The 17,520-nt window shown below is 48.7% G+C and carries 13 protein-coding genes and 2 tRNA genes; 11 read left to right on the top strand and 4 right to left on the bottom strand.

Annotated elements, in window-relative coordinates:
• Positions 1-29 precede the first annotated feature (29 nt).
• Both ACYQ2L_RS08155 and ACYQ2L_RS08150 read left to right on the top strand, forming a co-directional pair.
• Positions 30-1,280, top strand: a complete 1,251-nt coding sequence (locus ACYQ2L_RS08155) for a DUF1576 domain-containing protein (RefSeq protein ID WP_460053742.1) — start codon at positions 30-32, stop codon at positions 1,278-1,280.
• 1 nt (position 1,281) lies between these two features.
• Entirely contained in the window at positions 1,282-1,671 is a 390-nt protein-coding gene (locus tag ACYQ2L_RS08150) for a hypothetical protein (protein WP_460053740.1), read from the top strand.
• 50 nt (positions 1,672-1,721) lie between these two features.
• On the opposite strand, the gene ACYQ2L_RS08145 is transcribed toward ACYQ2L_RS08150, so the two are convergent.
• Entirely contained in the window at positions 1,722-1,997 is a 276-nt protein-coding gene (locus ACYQ2L_RS08145; RefSeq protein WP_460053739.1) for a peptidylprolyl isomerase, read from the bottom strand.
• A 67-nt stretch (positions 1,998-2,064) separates the two neighbouring features.
• Positions 2,065-3,480: a sodium/glutamate symporter gene (locus tag ACYQ2L_RS08140; RefSeq protein WP_460053738.1), complete on the bottom strand. Its 1,416-nt coding sequence runs from the start codon at positions 3,478-3,480 to the stop codon at positions 2,065-2,067.
• 93 nt (positions 3,481-3,573) lie between these two features.
• On the opposite strand from ACYQ2L_RS08140, the gene gdhA reads away from it, so the two are divergent.
• Entirely contained in the window at positions 3,574-4,911 is a 1,338-nt protein-coding gene (gdhA, locus tag ACYQ2L_RS08135) for an NADP-specific glutamate dehydrogenase (RefSeq protein ID WP_487247721.1), read from the top strand.
• Between the two features lie 5 nt (positions 4,912-4,916).
• Here gdhA and ACYQ2L_RS08130 read toward each other — a convergent pair whose 3' ends face one another.
• On the bottom strand, positions 4,917-7,487 hold the full coding sequence (locus ACYQ2L_RS08130) for a PEP/pyruvate-binding domain-containing protein (protein ID WP_460053736.1): 2,571 nt from the start codon (positions 7,485-7,487) through the stop codon (positions 4,917-4,919).
• A 25-nt stretch (positions 7,488-7,512) separates the two neighbouring features.
• On the opposite strand from ACYQ2L_RS08130, the gene ACYQ2L_RS08125 reads away from it, so the two are divergent.
• The 7 genes from ACYQ2L_RS08125 (at position 7,513) to ACYQ2L_RS08095 (ending at position 14,288) form a co-directional block, all read left to right on the top strand.
• On the top strand, positions 7,513-8,577 hold the full coding sequence (locus tag ACYQ2L_RS08125; protein ID WP_460053735.1) for an oxidoreductase: 1,065 nt from the start codon (positions 7,513-7,515) through the stop codon (positions 8,575-8,577).
• A 41-nt stretch (positions 8,578-8,618) separates the two neighbouring features.
• A tRNA-Lys gene (locus ACYQ2L_RS08120) sits at positions 8,619-8,691 on the top strand.
• Positions 8,692-8,753: 62 nt separating this feature from the next.
• A tRNA-Glu gene (locus tag ACYQ2L_RS08115) sits at positions 8,754-8,828 on the top strand.
• Positions 8,829-9,087: 259 nt separating this feature from the next.
• Positions 9,088-10,416, top strand: coding sequence for an ABC transporter substrate-binding protein (locus ACYQ2L_RS08110; RefSeq protein ID WP_460053734.1), 1,329 nt, complete (start codon positions 9,088-9,090; stop codon positions 10,414-10,416).
• Positions 10,417-10,527: 111 nt separating this feature from the next.
• Positions 10,528-11,454 carry an ABC transporter ATP-binding protein gene (locus tag ACYQ2L_RS08105; RefSeq protein WP_460053732.1) on the top strand — a complete coding sequence of 309 codons (927 nt, stop codon included), beginning with the start codon at positions 10,528-10,530 and terminating at the stop codon, positions 11,452-11,454.
• Entirely contained in the window at positions 11,454-13,070 is a 1,617-nt protein-coding gene (locus ACYQ2L_RS08100; RefSeq protein ID WP_460053731.1) for an ABC transporter permease, read from the top strand. The genes ACYQ2L_RS08105 and ACYQ2L_RS08100 overlap by 1 nt, the downstream gene beginning before the upstream one ends.
• 129 nt (positions 13,071-13,199) lie before the next feature.
• Positions 13,200-14,288 carry a glycoside hydrolase family 5 protein gene (locus ACYQ2L_RS08095; RefSeq protein WP_460053730.1) on the top strand — a complete coding sequence of 363 codons (1,089 nt, stop codon included), beginning with the start codon at positions 13,200-13,202 and terminating at the stop codon, positions 14,286-14,288.
• 41 nt (positions 14,289-14,329) lie between these two features.
• Here ACYQ2L_RS08095 and ACYQ2L_RS08090 read toward each other — a convergent pair whose 3' ends face one another.
• The gene (locus ACYQ2L_RS08090) at positions 14,330-15,034 is read right to left on the bottom strand and encodes a FecR family protein (RefSeq protein ID WP_460053728.1); all 705 of its coding nucleotides are present in this window, start codon (positions 15,032-15,034) and stop codon (positions 14,330-14,332) included.
• Between the two features lie 150 nt (positions 15,035-15,184).
• Here ACYQ2L_RS08090 and ACYQ2L_RS08085 point away from each other — a divergent pair, with 150 nt between their 5' ends.
• Complete coding sequence (locus ACYQ2L_RS08085; RefSeq protein ID WP_460053727.1) at positions 15,185-17,485, top strand: DNA polymerase domain-containing protein; 2,301 nt, start codon at positions 15,185-15,187, stop codon at positions 17,483-17,485.
• Positions 17,486-17,520: the final 35 nt, after the last annotated feature.

Genomic DNA, 17,520 nt, shown 5'->3' with positions numbered 1-17,520 from the left:
CTGTAGTAGATTTATAGTGATAAATTGTTATGACACTACAATATGAACGAAACTTATATCCATTGATGATCTTCAGCATTCTGGTTTTTATTCTGTTTGCATTTATTGCTGATGGAGCAGTAGCTTCACTACAGGGCATGATTCAGCTTCAGACACATCCTGCGCGTCTCATAAATGACTATACGGCAATCGGTGGCACCGGGGGTGCCTTATTGAATGCAGCAGTCCTCGGTGTGATTACCCTGGCTCTGATTTTTATAACCAAAACAAGTCTTTCCGGTCCAACCGTTGCGGCCATTTTTACCGTGATGGGCTTTGCTCTCTTTGGCAAGACAGCACTGAACTCCCTGCCGATAATGCTCGGTGTATTTGTGGCAAGCAGGATTGCCGGTAAACCGATGAGGAGCTATATCCTTATGGCTTTGTTCGGTACTGCACTTGGCCCTCTGGTAACATTTGTAATCTATGAGATGGGGCTTACTGGTATTCCGGCGCTTCTCTCCGGACTCCTGGCTGGGGTTACGGTTGGTGTTTTGCTTCCAGGTCTGGCAATGGCTATGCTGAGAATGCATGAGGGTTTTAACCTGTATAACATCGGGCTGACCTGTGGTTTTCTCGGTCTGTTCGCGGCTTCACTGCTCGGGGCGTCAAGGCAGGATATTTCTATAGTGGTTATCTGGAATGAGCTCGCAGTAATCGAGCTGATATTACTGGTTCCGACAATCTCCGTACTGTTTATTGTATGGGGTGCTGCAATGGATGGAAGAAAACTATTCAGTAATCTAAAAAGCATACTTGCTGAATCCGGGCGGCTGCCTTCTGATTTTATGGAATCTGTCTCACCCGGGGCTTCTCTGGTGAACGCTGGTCTGCTAGGGCTGGCTTTCAGTGCCTACCTCATGATTATCGGGGCCGATATTAACGGTCCGGTTATCGGAGGACTCATGACTATTATCGGATTTGCTCCCTTCGGGAAGCATGCCCGGAATTGCTGGCCGGTAGCCGCCGGTGTCATCGCTGCTACCCTGTTGTTCGGTCAATCGCTGACAGCTCCCGCACCTGTTCTCGGCTTGTTGTTCGGAACCACCCTGGCTCCGCTCGCAGGTGAATTCGGTGTGTTGATTGGCTTTGCAGCCGGCTTCACCCATCTTGTCATGGTAATTCGTACAGCCGCATGGCATGGTGGGCTTGATCTGTATAATAATGGTTTTGCAGGTGGTTTGACAGCAACCTTTTTTGTTGCGATCATTCAGTGGGTACGATCTTTAAAGGAAGAGTGATATGAAAAACAAAGAATATGTTATGCACGTACTTGGGGAGCTTGCGAATTTTTTTCTGGAGGATTATCCAAGAAATATGACCATTGCATTGCATCAGGAGGACAATGGCCTGCATATTTCGATTACTGACAGCAACAAGCGTAGTGACGATGAACTCAAGGCGATTGATGCTGCCTTGAATACCACTGCCAGACCTGAGCTTGCCGAGTACTATGGGACTATGGGAGGCAGTGATCTTCTGGGAAAGGCACGGCTGAATATTTTTGGCTGGCAGGTTAAGTATGCCCAGGTATCCCGATCCGGGCCCGGGACACAGCTTGATCTCTGGTTGGGCGGTGATGATTTTGATGCCGGTAAATTCACCATTCCGGATACTGCTGTAAAACATTGAGGGGAAGCCCGGTAATAACCGGGGATAGTGAAGTATGGAAAAGGGGCAGCTCAGCGCTGCCCTGTTTTTTTGATTACGTGGAATCCGAACTGGGTTTTGACAATACCGCTCAATGAACCGACGCCGATCTTGCTGACTGCAGCCTCGAATTCCTTGACCATCTGGCCTGGACCGAACCAGCCCAGATCTCCGCCCTTGTTCTTGCTCGGGCAGGTGGAGTGCTCGCGGGCGACTGCATCGAAACGCGCTCCGCCTTTTACTTCCTTGAGCAGCCTCTCTGCGAGGGCTCTATCCTTCACTAAAATGTGACTTGCTTTCCATTCCATCCGGCCACTATATCCTGCTTTTGCCAGTCATGCAAGAAATGAATCGGGCTGTGAGCGATTGATACACTCAGGTTTCCGGATTCTGTTTTTGTTGTCTGCCAAGCCGTAAACCGAGAATCAGCCAGAACAGGGTAATGGCAGCGGTGACAGCGAGCATGACGGGCAGCCCGAACGTGAACACCAGAGGCGCGGATACTGCTGTAAACAGACCGCCGCCGACAAGTGGTTCAAACAGTAGCTGTTTATATCCGAAGGCTTCAAATGCTGGAGTCTCGTTTTCTGGATCCACAATTCTCATGAGCAGCAAGCCGGTAGCCGTTACACCGAGTGATTGTCCGAAATCGCCTATAGCCCGTTCAAACCAATGGCTGCGCATCATACGTGGTGCTATGAAGATAAAAGCACCTACAGTCCAGACTATTCCTCCGATTACAAGAATAGTCAGTGGCAACCATGCCTCTGCAAGAGCACTTAGTGTGAGGCTTGCCAGGGCAGAGACAATCAGCAGGTCAAGAGCCGTTCCCTGTATCCGCATGATAAGGACCCGGTCCAGTACACCACTGAAAAAACGGTGGTGAAGTTTCTCGACAATAATTCCCCCGATCATGGCGATGGGAAAGAGGGGTACATGACCAATCAATATCGGAGCTCCGAGAGGCACAAGGAAACGAAGTTCCAGCCAGCTGAGTCCAGAGAGTATGAGTGCTCCTATTCCGATTGCGGCTCCTATGTATGCGAGGTGGAAGGTCAGGGGTTCCATGGATTCAATCTCGACGATTTGTGTTTCAGCTTCATCTGCCTGACCTCGATTTACAAGATCTGACTCCATGCCTTCATGTATTTCCTGCGCTTCATGAATGTCGTCCTGAAGTTCTTTCGCACTTCTGAGAATGCTGGTGTGCTTGTTTCTGACGCCCCAGTTAACGAGGATTATCCCGCTCACAATGCCAAGGACAATTCCCAGGGTAGCTACGCCGAGAGCCAGATCCTGTCCCTGAGGCCATCCGAGTTCAGCAAAGGTGTCTCCAAGTCCGGCCGCCGTTCCGTGACCACCGATGAAGCCGATCTCGATAAGAGTGCCGAACATTGGTTCAACGGCAAACAAGGGTATGAGAATCACAGCAGTCAGACTCAGGCCGACAACATACTGACCCCATGCAATGGTATGACTGAATGCAATCTGGGGGCCTGCTTTCTGCCAGATGTCAGAAACACGAGGCAGGCTTTTCCCCAGAAACAGTGCAGCGAATACAATGTTGATCATAAAACCAGGAATACTGCTCCAGATATCAAGTTCCGGGTTTCCAAAAGGGGTATAGCTGCTGAAAGTACCCAGAACCTCCGGTCCTGCAAGCAGGAGCATCAGGCCCCCCAGAATCGAGCTGGGAATGAACAGACGTTTTAATACCGGAACAGCCTTTCTGAGCAGTTTTCCTGCAATAAGAGCTATCCCGAGCCAGGCAAAAGAAATTACTACATTCATGTGGGTATAGTAAATTGCTTGCTCTAAGTATGCAAGCTATGCTTTGCTGTAGGGTGAAAAAAGAAACCTAAAGAAACGAAAGGGAGAATGTGTATGTCGTATTTGAATGATGTCCTCGATCAGGTAAGAAAACGGAATTCCGGAGAGCCGGAGTTCCTGCAAGCAGTTGAAGAAGTGCTTCACACCCTGGATCCTGTCATAGAGCAGCATCCTGAATACAAGGATTTGAAGGTTGTTGAACGGATTGTTGAGCCGGAACGAGTGATTATGTTCCGTGTTCCCTGGATGGATGACAAAGGCGGCTACCAGGTGAACCGGGGTTTCCGGGTTCAGTTCAACAGCGCTCTCGGCCCCTATAAAGGCGGGCTTCGCTTTCATCCCTCTGTAAATCTGAGTATCCTGAAATTCCTCGGTTTTGAACAGATATTCAAGAATTCACTCACAACCCTGCAGATCGGTGGAGGTAAGGGTGGTTCTGATTTTGATCCCAAAGGAAAATCAGACAATGAAGTAATGCGCTTCTGTCAGTCTTTCATGACTGAACTCAGTCGCCATATTGGCGCAGATACTGATATACCTGCAGGTGATATTGGGGTTGGCGGTCGTGAGATCGGATATATGTACGGTCAGTACAAGCGTCTGGCTAACGAGTTTACTGGTGTACTTACCGGAAAATCCCTTAATTGGGGAGGCAGTCTGATCCGCCCGGAAGCTACTGGTTATGGATCTGTGTACTTTGCAACAGAAATGCTCAAGACCAAAGGACAGGATTGGGACGGAAAAACCTGTGTTGTTTCGGGAAGTGGAAACGTTGCTCAGTATACCGCTGAAAAACTTATGGAATTTGGTGCCAAAGTTGTCAGTTTTTCTGATTCAGCTGGGAGTATCTATGATCCTGAGGGAATCACCCCCGAGAAGCTGCAGTATATTATGGAACTGAAGAATATACGCCGCGGCCGAATAAAAGAATATGCGGACGAGTTCAAGGTGAAGTACATGGAAGGCGAACGGCCATGGAGTATTCCTTGTGACGCTGCATTTCCAAGTGCTACCCAGAACGAGATCGATGGAAATGATGCCAAGGCACTTGTCAAAAATGGCTGTATGCTGGTCAGTGAAGGCGCTAATATGCCGACCAACGCCGATGGAATCAAGGTATTCCAGGATGCCAGGGTTCTATACGGCCCCGGAAAAGCCGCAAATGCTGGTGGAGTTGCTACCAGTGCGCTTGAAATGAGTCAGAATGCTATCCGGCTGGCATGGAACCGTGAAGAAGTAGATGCCAAGCTGCAGGGAATCATGCGTGACATCCATTCAGCGGCAGCAAGCGCTGCAGAGCGTTATGCGGAAAAGGGTAATTATGTTGCTGGTGCCAATATCGCCGGCTTCCTGAAGGTTGCCGATGCCATGCTCGAGCAGGGACTCGTATAGGCTGATTATTCTGCCCGTACCTTGTACACAAGCAGCTCGCGCCTGACTGGATCCGCAATCAGGTGCAGAGCTGCTTTTTTTTGTGATTTCAGGATCCTCAGGCAGCTTGAGTGTTGTGCTTCACGTTCCAGTGCTTCCCAGTTAAAGTTGCTGTTTTCCTGCTGTAGTGCAGTATACAGCACGTTTTCCTCGACCAGATCGTGGAAAAAATGCGTGCCGAGAGATAGATCCGGGCTCAGATTTTCGTGCATCCAGTCCATCTCTCCCAGAACCTGAATTCCCCGGATCTGTCCAAATCTTGCAGGAATCCCCATTGAAGGGGTGCTGGTACCCCAGCGCCCCGGCCCGAAGAGAAAGATACAGGCATTCTGCTCCCGCAGCTCCTGAATTACCCGGGCAAGGTTTGCTGTTTCCTCGAATCGTGCAGGGTCATCCAGGCGGCTGTAACTCTGGGGATCAATCCAGATAAGGTAATCCAGCAGGAGTCGGCGACCTTGCCCGATTACCGGCCCTCTGGCATGGATAAGACATTCTTCCTGTCCCAGCGAATTGAGTATTTCAGCGGGAGAAGCACCCTCAGTACCCTGTCCATTCGTGCTGCTGATCTGGAAGGGGCGGCACTGCAGCAGATTAATGTGCCAGCGTTCTGCCATGTATTGGGCAGTATATTCGAACTCTATCGGTGTGCCATAGGCCTTTTCAATACAGCTGCCGATATTGCGGAGCAACTGTGGCAGGTCCGTGCTTCCCAGGACGGTATCAAGGCCAATACTATGTGCCTGCTTCAGGCCCATCTGCCGGGCAAGTCGTTCTTTTCTCCAGTCCCGTTCAAGGAAAATATCCGGAAGCATAAGTTCCTCTGGCTTACGGAGGGTTCTTTCGCTGAGCTCCCCGCTGTTCAGATCCAGGACGTCTATCTGCTGTTGTCTGCTTGCTTCCGGCTGCCGGGTAGGCTCATCATGGGCTGCAATTCTTGCGCTGTCGTTCTGTGTCCGGTCTACAGCGCGGGTTCCGAGTCCGATAACAATGCGGCTCATACCGGCTGTTGCATCCATGGCTGGATGCCAGGTGTATGGATTCCATGAGAGACCCACACCTGCGAGATCCGGAAAGAAACTATTCCCCCGGCGTTTACCCGAAACCCGTTGCACAAGCAGTGCCATCTGTTCATCCTGATCAAGAACACCCCGCTCACGTCTATATGAGAGAGCTTCATAACTCAAGGTTCCTGCGTATATTCTCCGGATTGCCTGGAGAAGTTCGTCAAGCCGCTGCTGTATGCTGCCCTGATTGCTGCAGAAATAGGATTCGTACTTGCCGGCAAATGCATTTCCGAAATTATCCTCAAGCAGACTGCTGCTGCGGACAATAATCGGAGACTTGCCATAGTATTCAAGCATGTCAGTGAGCGCCTGGATAATACGTGAAGGGAAGCTGCCGTTCAGCATTGCCTTCATTATTTCCGGATCCGTTTTCAGACTGCTTTCCGGACTGTGGAGACTGCGCCGTTCCCACCAACAATCATTCTCAACCAGATATGTATAATACACATCAGAACCTACGAAGAAGGTATCATGATCCTCAAGCTTATGATGAATGTCCGGTAGTTCAGTTCTCAGGACAGCTCTGGCCAACAGCATGCCAACAGCCTTCCCTCCTATCTGGCCGGTGCCGATCATCCGTTTCCAGATTCGACTCAGATCAGCCGGCTGGAAATAGCTTTGTATCAGTTCCAGGATTCTGCTGTCATGACTGAGAAGCATCCGCTCGGCGATATTCTGTAGCCGTTGTTTTTCCCGGTGAATGTCTGTATTCCCATCCCGGGTTTCCTGAACCTGCTGTAAGTCGTCAAAGCGCATCAGGGCTGTGTCCCACATATCTATCTGACGGGCAGATGTTGCCGGCATTGCAGTCCAGGAAGCCTGCTGTCTGACCGATGACTCAATTTGACTCTCGGTTATTTCCATGGCAGCGCGCTCCTCCCATTTATAGAGCAGCTGACGATTACCTTCAGGATCTTCACGTGTTTTGAGGGGACTGATGTATCGGCTGTCGGGAAGTGAGTATGCATCCAGCCAGACCTGGGTAGTTTTCCGGATAGGATCAACAGCATGTCTGGAATGAGCTGCAGGATCCAGACGAAAATATGCAATGGTCTCCATGCGGCGTAGGTAGGGGCAGGTGAGTTCAAAAAAACAACCAATCATACGATCACTGAAGTACATCTCCTGCAGATCACTCAGAGAATCAAATATATAAATCCCCCCTGTACCAGTTGCATTGATTTCATTATGAATGGAAGAAATGAAATGTTCGAAACCCTTTTCAGGTTCTGGTTTGATGATTTTTATATCATTGAAGTCCGGGGATGAATCGGGGAATAGGGCCTCATGATTCGCAAAGCGGAAATAACGCAGTGGCCAGTCAAGCTTACGTCCTGTTGATAGAACTGAATGGCTTACATCTGAATACAGCATGTGATCAGAGGTACGCCATACAACATTATCACCGATTTTCAGGAGGCAGCATATATCATCAATAGCCTTGATTCCCGATGAAACTGGAGTATCTAACATGTCTTAATCATAGTATATTATAGGTATGAGTGCATTATACAGAACAGGATTGGTTGGATTCGGACTTGCAGGTAGCTCTTTTCACGCCCCGGTTTTAAGCGCATCAAAACGTTTCAGACTCTGTGCTGTGGTAAGCAGCCGCCGTGAGGATGTTCTGGCGGTGTACCCGGACGTAGAAGTGTATTCCAGTCCGGATGAAATGCTGGCACATGCCGATATAGAAGTAGTGGTAATAGCCAGTCCAAATACGAGTCATTTCCAGATAGCGGAGATGTCTCTGAAAGCCGGGAAACATGTCGTTATCGACAAACCCTGGGTAATAAATTCTGAGGATGGTCGGCATCTTATGCACACTGCAGCCAGACACGACTGCCGACTCAGTGTGTATCATAACCGCCGTTGGGATAATGATTTTCTGACCTTGAAGGAGCTCATAGCTGAGCAGAAACTTGGTGATATCCGGGAGTTTCATTCTCATTTTGACAGATTCCGGCCTCAGATCCGCGACCGCTGGCGGGAACGTAATATACCGGGATCCGGTATTCTCTTTGATCTGGGACCGCATTTAATAGATCAGGCGCTGGTCTTGTTCGGTAAACCACTGTCTGTATTTGCGGATGTAGCTGCTACACGGAGTGGTGGCGAAATCGAAGATTACTTTCATATATTGCTTGAGTATCCATGGGTTAAAGTTCATCTCCATAGCGGCTGTTTTGTTGCTGATCCGCAGCCGATTCGATTCAGGGTTTTTGGTAGCCGGGGCAGTTGGACGGTTCGTGGAGTAGATCCTCAGGAAGCTGCACTCCGCTCAGGTAGAGTTCCTGGTAGGGCTGATGTCGTCTGGGGAACAGATGTGGATGATCGGAGTTCCATTTATTATCCTGTCCTTGAGGACGGCAGCATTGGTCAGGCTGAGCATATCGGGCATGTTCCTGGTGATTACAGCCGATTTTATCATCAGTTTGCCGATGCAATCGATGGAACTGCTGATGTGCCTGTAGATCCGGTAGATGCATTATTAGGTCTGGAAATACTGGAGGCAGCCTTGAAGAGCTCTATTGAAAGTTCCAGGATTTTTTTTCCGGTATAGCTTGACATTATCCCCGAATACTGGTAATTTCTGGCCTCGTTGGGCCGGTAGCTCAGCAGGTAGAGCAACGCCCTTTTAAGGCGTGGGTCACAGGTTCGAACCCTGTCCGGCTCAATTTTTTTTGTGGGGAGCTGCTTGACACAGCATGCTTTACATGATAGCTTCCCACATCAAATGTCTCCTTCGTCTAGTGGTTAGGACTCCAGGTTTTCATCCTGGCAACAGGGGTTCGACTCCCCTAGGAGATGCCAACCTGGCCGTCTGCAAATGCAGGCGGCCTTTTTTATTTCCACCCTTTTGCCGAGAGCGATGCAGACGGACTGATTTACTGCCACCATATGTTAATAATCTTTAACTGACCTATAGCCACCTTGATGAACATGTATTGTGAAGTTTTTTGACTTTACTTGATTAGTTACTCATCTACCGATCACTTCTTTAATTATTTTTAATAATACAATTTATATTGACAGTATGGATTATTGAACATAGAACTTAAAGAGAAGGTGTATGGAGGAAGGTGTGCAGATGAAGTATGTGAAGAGCTTATTACAGCTATGTGCTGTGTTTTTTATGCTGTTGATTTTGGTTGCTTGTCCTGATATTACAGATAGCAGAGCTTCCAGTGAGGATATGGAGCTTACTGACGAGCCTATGGTTTATACTGAAGGGTTCGATCCGGAAAGGTCGTATGATCTGACATTTGGAGTATTCGGAGATGAACGCTGTGCTGCCTACTCGGTGGTTCTGGAATCAGATCACTTCAATTCAAGGTATCCGAACATCAATATTACCCTGAAAAATGATGACTTCGGTGGACACCATCATAGGTTGGTGTCCAAAATTGAAGAAGGTGAGCGCGCTTATGATATTGAAGTATTCCATGTTAATTTCATCGCTCAATTTGCCGCAGATAATACCGCTCTGGTCGACCTGAATGCATTTCCGTTTAATGCTGCATCGGTAATACACGACCTGGTAGATTTTGGAGTAGCTCAAGGGCTGACCGGGGATGGTCGTCAGATAGCTATTCCTGTAGACATTGCTCCGGGAGTTCTATATTACCGCAAAGATCTTGCTGCCGAGGCAGGTGCAGACTTTAAAAATCTTGATAGCTGGGAGGATTATATTGAAGAAGCTAAAAAGGTTACCGGGGATGGTCGATGGGTGATTCCAAATGCATTTGACGTTGCTGATATTCCGCTTGCTGGTGCGATAGGTGGGTGGATAGATGCAGATGGCGGAATTCTTGAACCGAAAGATAAATTCATGGAAGCCCTTGAACTGATGACAGCCGTCCGCCAGGCTGGAATTGATGCGGAGCTTAATGCATGGAGTCTTCCATGGATTAATGCTTTTTCTGATGGAACTGTTGTTACAATGCCCCACGGCAGCTGGTGGGCTAGAGAACTACGAGATTGGATTGCCCCTGCAGTAGATGATTGGTGCGTGACCTATCTTCCCGGTAAAGCAATGGCTACATTTGGCGGCAGCTTTCTTGCCATTCCAGCTTCTGTCCCGGCGGATTTGCAGATAGCTGCATGGGAAGTTATTAAATACCTGACAGGTACAATAGAAGTGCAGCTCGCGATTTTTGAAGCCAATGAGGCTTTTCCAGCTCTGAAAACATCCTTTGACGATCCGGTCATGAATGAGCCTGATCATCAAATTTTTATTGATGTTGCTCTTAATATTCCTGTTCAGGTGTATACCGAATACGACCATATGATCAGCTCAATATGGTATTCAATCGTTGGCCTGGTACTTGAAGGGGAACTTACTCCAGAAGCTGGGTACGACGAAGCTTTAAGTCAGATCAATCTGCAAATAGCTCAATAGTAATCCAGTATTACTTCCTGCAATCCGGCACATTTTTCTTGACGGTCTTGTATTATTGTCTTATTGTATTATAGTGATAGTACAAACAATACAATGACGGGAGGTATAATTATGTCAGTTATTGAAATCAGGAATCTGGTTAAGCACTATGGAAGATTTAAGGCCCTGGATGAACTCGAGTTTGAAGTCAATGAAGGGGAGGTAATGGGTTTTATCGGGCCAAACGGTGCAGGTAAAACGACGACTATCAGAGTGCTTCTTGGTTTGTTGAAGAGAACTTCAGGTACGGTGAATTTGTTTGGTAAGGACGCATGGCATCATTCGTCTGAGGTACATGGAAATCTCGCGTATGTTCCGGATGACGTTCAGCTTTGGCCCAGTCTGTCAGGTGGTGAGGTTATTGATCTGATCGGGAAACTACGAGGTGGAGTAAATAAACAACGCCGTGATGAAATGATACAGCGCTTTGAATTCGATCCCCGGAAAAAATGTCACACGTATTCAAAGGGGAATCGGCAGAAGGTAGCCCTGATATCGGCATTCTCATCTGATGCGGATCTGTATATTCTGGATGAACCGACGACTGGTCTCGATCCTCTCATGGAGTCAATATTTCAGGAATGTGTTCTCGAACTCAAGAAACAGGGGAAAACAGTTCTTTTATCCAGCCATATTCTTGCAGTAGTAGAGAAACTATGTGACAAAGTCTCGATCATCCGTAAGGGACAGATCGTTGAATCGGGAACCCTGGATGATCTTCGTCATTTTACCAGGAATTCAATGAGTATCCGGACAGAACGGCCTGTTGCAGGGCTTGAAAATCTTGATGGAGTTTATGATCTGCATCTTGAGAATGATTTAATACATTTCCAGATTGACAGCAGCAAAATCGATAAGGTTATTGATTATCTAAGGCCATACGGGTTTCGCTCGCTTGTCAGCCGGCCACCTACCCTCGAAGAATTGTTCATGCATCATTACGGTGACAGTCTTCGTGAAGGAGAGAAAACCGCTGCTGATACGGGAGGTGATGCGTAATGAAATCCAGGGAATTTACAGGAATGTCAACCTTACTTCGGTTGGCAATCAAGCGGGATAGACTCCGCCTTGTGTTCTGGGTATCTGGAATCTGTGCCATGGTTGTTCTTATGCTGGCAACATTTGAAACAGCCCTGACAGGTCCTGAAGAAATGAAGGCTATGATGATTATGTTCATGAACAATCCAGCCATGCGGGCACTTCTGGCTCCGGCATCTTCAGTTAGTATTGGCGGGTTCATGATGATGCGAACATCGACACTGATTGTTGTCATAATTGCCATGTTCGGGGCATTTACTCTGATCAGACACACCCGGAATAACGAGGATACGGGTTGTGAGGATTATGTAGTATCAACAGTAGTTGGACGTCATGCAGGTCTTGGCGCTGCACTTTTATTGTCGTTCATAACCTATGTCATACTATCTCTCGTTCTCTCTCTGTCATTTCTGCCGTTTGGTGAAAGTCTCTCCGGATCATTTGCTGGCGGTTTTGCTCTGGGATCCGTGTATCTGGCTTTCGCCGGTGTTGCTGCAGTTTCGGCTCAATTAAACCAGAATACAAGGGGCGCCAATGCTATGGCAGGAATGGCAATCGGCGGGTTCTTTTTGCTTGCCTCATTCGGTAACATGCTGGGTGAAGTACCCTTGGGATCCTATGAATTACAGGCAGCATGGCCGGTCTGGCTTTCACCTTTCGGCTGGTATCAGCAGGTTCATGCCTTTGCAGATAACCATATACTGCCGCTCTTTTTCGCTCCTGTCATGTTCGGTGTGTGCGGCCTGCTTGCCATGTATTTTGAAAGCAGACGGGATGTTGGCGATGGCTTGATTCCGTCCAAACCAGGACGGGTGGAAGCTGGCAGCTCTTTACTCAGTCCTCTGGGACTAGCATGGAGGTTGCAGAGAAAGGCTTTATTCACCTGGGTAATTGTCATGGGGCTCATAGGTTTACTGTTCGGCTCGGCCCTTGGTGAGTTCAGCCATGCAATGAGTGAGTTAGAGATGTCGGCAGAAATATTTCAGGACAGTTTAGGTACTAACGAGTCGTTCATTCTTATGATAATAGGATTCTCGGCCTCTTTCCTGGTGTTCTATGTTGTGCAGGCATTTATGAGAATTGTGGGAGAAGAAAAAGAAGGACTGGCAGATCCTGTTCTTGCCACCAGGGTCAGTCGGTTTTCCTGGTTGATCAGCCATATTTTCATTTTTTCTGCAGGAACTACCTTAATGCTGATAGCTATGGGAATAGGTGCCGGGCTGGCGACCATAGGTGAGACAGATATCCGATTTATAAAGCTCCTGGAAGGATCCTTGATGCAGGCTCCTGCATTGTTTGCCGTCGCAGGATTTTGTATACTAACATTCGGTATTGCCCGAAAATATAGTGGAATCCTCTCCCGAACAGCCCTGGGAATCAGTCTTCTGGCCGGACCGTTTTTTGGTCCAATGTTTGATTTTCCTCAGTGGCTTCTGAATATCTCACCATTCACGCATATACCGGGTCCGACTGAAAGTCTTGCGTTTTTTCCATTGATTATAATGTCCTTGGTGAGCGTGGTTCTCTTGGTCACAGGTATAGCCTTGTTCAACAGAAGAGATGTGAATCTATTATAAAAACAGATTCTGTATGGCCCCGGGAAATTTTTTCCGGGGCTTTGTTGTATTCAATTCAGTCCTGATTTCTGAATATTCAGATGTCACAGAGCATATTTCGTGTTAACATGTGGCTGAGAGGTTAAACATATGTATAATTATTTTCGTTTTCCAATTAAATTTCTTTTGCCGGGTCTTCTGGCTTCACTTATACTTTTTCTTGCCTTCGGTTGTGCCGGGTTCAGAGCCGATCCCCGTGATCCATCGAAGACCCCGGTTGCCCGTCATGGTCAGCTTTCGGTACAGAATGGAAGGCTCATGAATCAACATGGTGAGGAAGTTCAGCTGAAGGGTGTCAGTACAGGAGGACTGCAGCATTATGAGGGAGTTGTAAATGCAGAAGCCTTCGATGCCTTGGCATACGACTGGGGTGTGGATGTTATACGCCTGGCTATGTATGTCGGAGAGGCAGGGTATGCAACCAGACCGAGAATAGCGGATGTCGTCGAGCGGGGCATTGAGCTTGCTATCGAGCGAGGGATGTATGTGATCGTTGACTGGCATGTGCATGCCCCAGGCGATCCAAGGCATCCTGTGTATTCCGGTGCACCGGATTTCTTTACACGTATTGCTGAAAAGTATGGTGAATATCCTCATATAATTTATGAGATTATGAATGAACCGAATGGACCGCTGGACTGGTCACTGGATTTGAAGCCCTATGCCCAGTCAATGGTAGATCTCATTCGGGAAATCGATCCAAACAATCTGATTATAATCGGTACTCCGAACTGGAGTCAGGATGTAGATATTGCAGCGGCAGATCCTGTTGAGGGAGTTAACCTGTCTTATGCCCTGCATTTTTATGCTGGAACACACGGGGAGGCACTTCGTGACAAAGCCAGGAAAGCTATAGAATTGGGTCAGTTGGTTTTTGTATCAGAGTGGGGGACCAGCCTGGCTTCCGGAGACGGTGGGCCGTTTCTGGAGAAATCTCTGGAATGGCTTGATTTTCTCGATAAGCACAACATCAGCTGGGTGAACTGGAATCTGTCCAACAGGGACGAAATATCGGCGATCCTGACAGCACTGCGCCGCGGGAATGGATTAACAATTATCCAGCCTCAGGGGCCCCTGCGACCCAGTCGTGTGAACTCACGGGGAATACCATATTGGCCGCCGGATGAACATTTAACAGAAAGCGGTCGCTGGGTTCGGGAACAGATTCTGGCTGACTGATCAGTATGCAGCAGGTGGGGGACTGTGAGCCAGAGCCGTTTTTAGAGATTCGGCTCTTCACCCCACCTGATGTTTACTCCTGCGGTTTCTGCCACAGCGTCAAGAGATGCACTGTCATGGTAGAGTTCTTCTGCTTCTTCGAATCTTACCCTGTCGTCTTCGCGGAAAAAGCGATTAGCATTATGCCGGGCAGACCGTACAGTGTACTTGCCGTCTTCGAACACCAGCTCTCCATGGCATGTACAGACATACGTGCTGTCCTGACTTTCTACCTTGATGTAGAACACAGTACCTCGTACTCCTGCTACAGCAACTGGAGTCCTTACATTCAGACTTCGGGCCGGTCCGACGCCGATTGTCTGAAGGCCTTCGAAAACAGCTGCAACTGATCCTCTTTGAATATCGAGGCCTTCTGTTGGATCGGCAAGGTTCAGGCTGAGTGACGTGTCTTCTTCTACCCTTAGAATATTACCCTGTCCGAAGGTTATCTCGATAATTCCATTCGGGCCTGTAATGATCTGGATCCCTGGAAACAGAGCATCTCCAATGTTGAGAAGTTCTCCGTCAGCCCTGACATCACCTTCAAGGTATTCCACCCTTGCTGTGGCGTTTACGAGATCTGCATCAGAATCCCCTGCAGGTGCATCGGAACGTCCTCCTGCAGGAGCCTGGGAGATTACTACAGATAACAAGAGAAAAGCAGGGAGCCACAATTTTTTAACCGGTTTGAATTGTATGGCTTTCATATCTCACAGTATAGCATATACATGAGTAAAAAACTTGGGTATAGAGAGGTGAAACCGGGAATTTTTCAAAGGCGCATACCTGCAAGGTCTGACACGTGCCATATTATCCGTTATTATACATGCAAAGATCGGGAGAGGAGCTGGATGGTCATGGATACAACAAGTTCTACAGGATTTATTGTCCATGCCTGGAGCAGTGGAAATGAGGTTCGGCTCGCTGGTCGTCTTCTGACCGGCCAGAGTTTTGCAGCGACAATTGACAGATCACAGCAGGAGCCAGGGGGTTGGGAAACCTGGACAGGTGAACCAGGCAGACAGGGGCCTCTCAACATGAGCCCTGTTGACCGTGTGCTGCTTTCCAGTGGAATCCGGAGTCTGGTACGTATTGAAGGGGGAGCCGCAAGAGCCAGAAGGGTGGATCTCTACTTTCGGAATCCATCCCTTGAGCCACTGGATTATGTCCCCGGCGGCCAATCTGCTTTACAGCTTCGCTGGATGGCTATAGATATAGAGACTGACAGGGACAACAGGGTAATCGCTGTCTCGCTGGTTTGCACTGATAAATGCCTGATATTGTATTTCGGTGACATCGCAGGTGAGGTTCCGAATGATCCCTTGATTGAGTTCTTTGTCAGTGAGTCTGAACTGCTAAGACGCTTTTCAGAACTGATTGTCAACTGGGATCCTGATGTCATAACCGGCTGGAATGTCACGGATTTCGATATGACGGTACTGGAACAGCGCTTCACTGCACATGGACTGCCCTTTGATATAGGTAGAAGCTCGCAGGACAGAACGGAGGTCAGGCGTGCCGCCTCCGGTTTTGTAAGAGTTGTTGTGCCGGGCAGGCAGGTAGTGGATGCCATGCGCATAGTCCGGGGATCAGGGAAACGCTTTGAGGATATGCGGCTCGAGACAGTCGCTCAGGCGGTGCTTGGACACGGAAAATCTGCGGGTTCTGGTTATGCAGGCGATTCTTCTGCATCGGACAAGATGGAGGAACTTGAACGACTTCGAGGGGAAGATCCTGTGGCTTTCTGCATGTACTGTCTGAAGGATTCACAGCTTGTTCTCGACATTCTCGGAGAAACGGGGCTGGATGCCCTGACCGAAGCACGATCCGGATTGACCGGAATGAGTCTCGACATGGCCTGGACGAGTATTCCGGTATTCGAGCGCTTATATGATCAGGAATTGATGCGCCGGCGGATAATTCCTCCGGCCACTGCAGCAGCGGATGCGGCATTCGGTGCTCCGGGCGGGACTGTACTTGAGCCGATACCCGGGCTTTTCTGCAATGTTCTGGTCTTTGACTTCCGCAGTCTATACCCCTCTATTATGAGAACATTTAATATTGATCCTCTTAGTTACGAAAGAGCGAGGCAGAATCCTGAGGCAAAGGCTTTAACAGCACCAAATGGAGCGCGCTTTGTCTATGAAGAGGGAATCCTGCGTGGTTTGCTGGATAGTTACTTCGCAGCCCGTGAAAAATCAATCGAGAATGATGATTCTGTCGGAGCGTATGTCTACAAGATCCTTATGAATTCTTTCTATGGTGTTCTGGGTTCAGAGGGTTGCCGATATGCTCGCCGGGAGCTTGCCGGAGCAATTACCGGCTTCGGAAAGGTGTGTCTCCTTTTTGCACGTGATTTTTTCCGGGAAGCCGGATATACGGTGCTGTATGGGGATACCGATTCTGTTTTTGTATTTGCTGGCGGAAAATCTGTTTCAGACAGTGAAGCCGCCGAGCTAGCGGCAGTCTTGAACTCGCGGCTCGATGAGTATATCCGTCAGGAGTTTGAGCTTGAATCCACAATACACCTGCGTTTTGAGTCGGCATATTCCTGGCTGCTGCTTCCAAAACTGCGCGCTGGTAATACAGATGAGCGCGTTCGTGGCCGAGCCAAGGGCTACGCAGGATCCAGCAGGGATGGCAAGCTTGAGATTCGCGGTATTGAAGCTGCCCGCAGCGATTACACCAGACTGGCCAGAGATTTTCAGACAGCAATCCTGGAACTGCTTTTTTCCGGTGCCGATGCCACCCAGCTTGTAGAGTATGTCCGGCACACACTGACAAGACTGCACAATGCCGAGCTGGATGATCTGCTGGTTTATCGAAAAGTTCTGCGTCGGCCCGCTGCTGAGTACACGCATGCTGCCACCCCGCAGGTGCGCGCCGCACGCAAGCTCGGTTGGACAAAGCAGAAGGGAAGAATTGATTACATCATGACCCTGAATGGAGCAGAGCCGCTTGCTATGCCTCATGCCGAACCGGACTACAGACACTATGTCCGTCATCAGCTGGAGCCAATCTGGCGCAGTATTGTGGAGACGGTCGATCTGGGCGATTCACTGCTGCGGATCAGCGGTGAATCATCCTGCCGACATCCCGCAGTAGGTCACCTTCTGGATACCGATCCATTCAGTGATCAGCTGCAGTTAGGCTTTTGATACTTTGTTATTTTTGATTTCCATTATGTATATTT

The sequence above is a fragment of the Spirochaeta dissipatitropha genome, from assembly GCF_054657935.1.
This window is presented reverse-complemented; position numbering and strand designations above follow the sequence as displayed.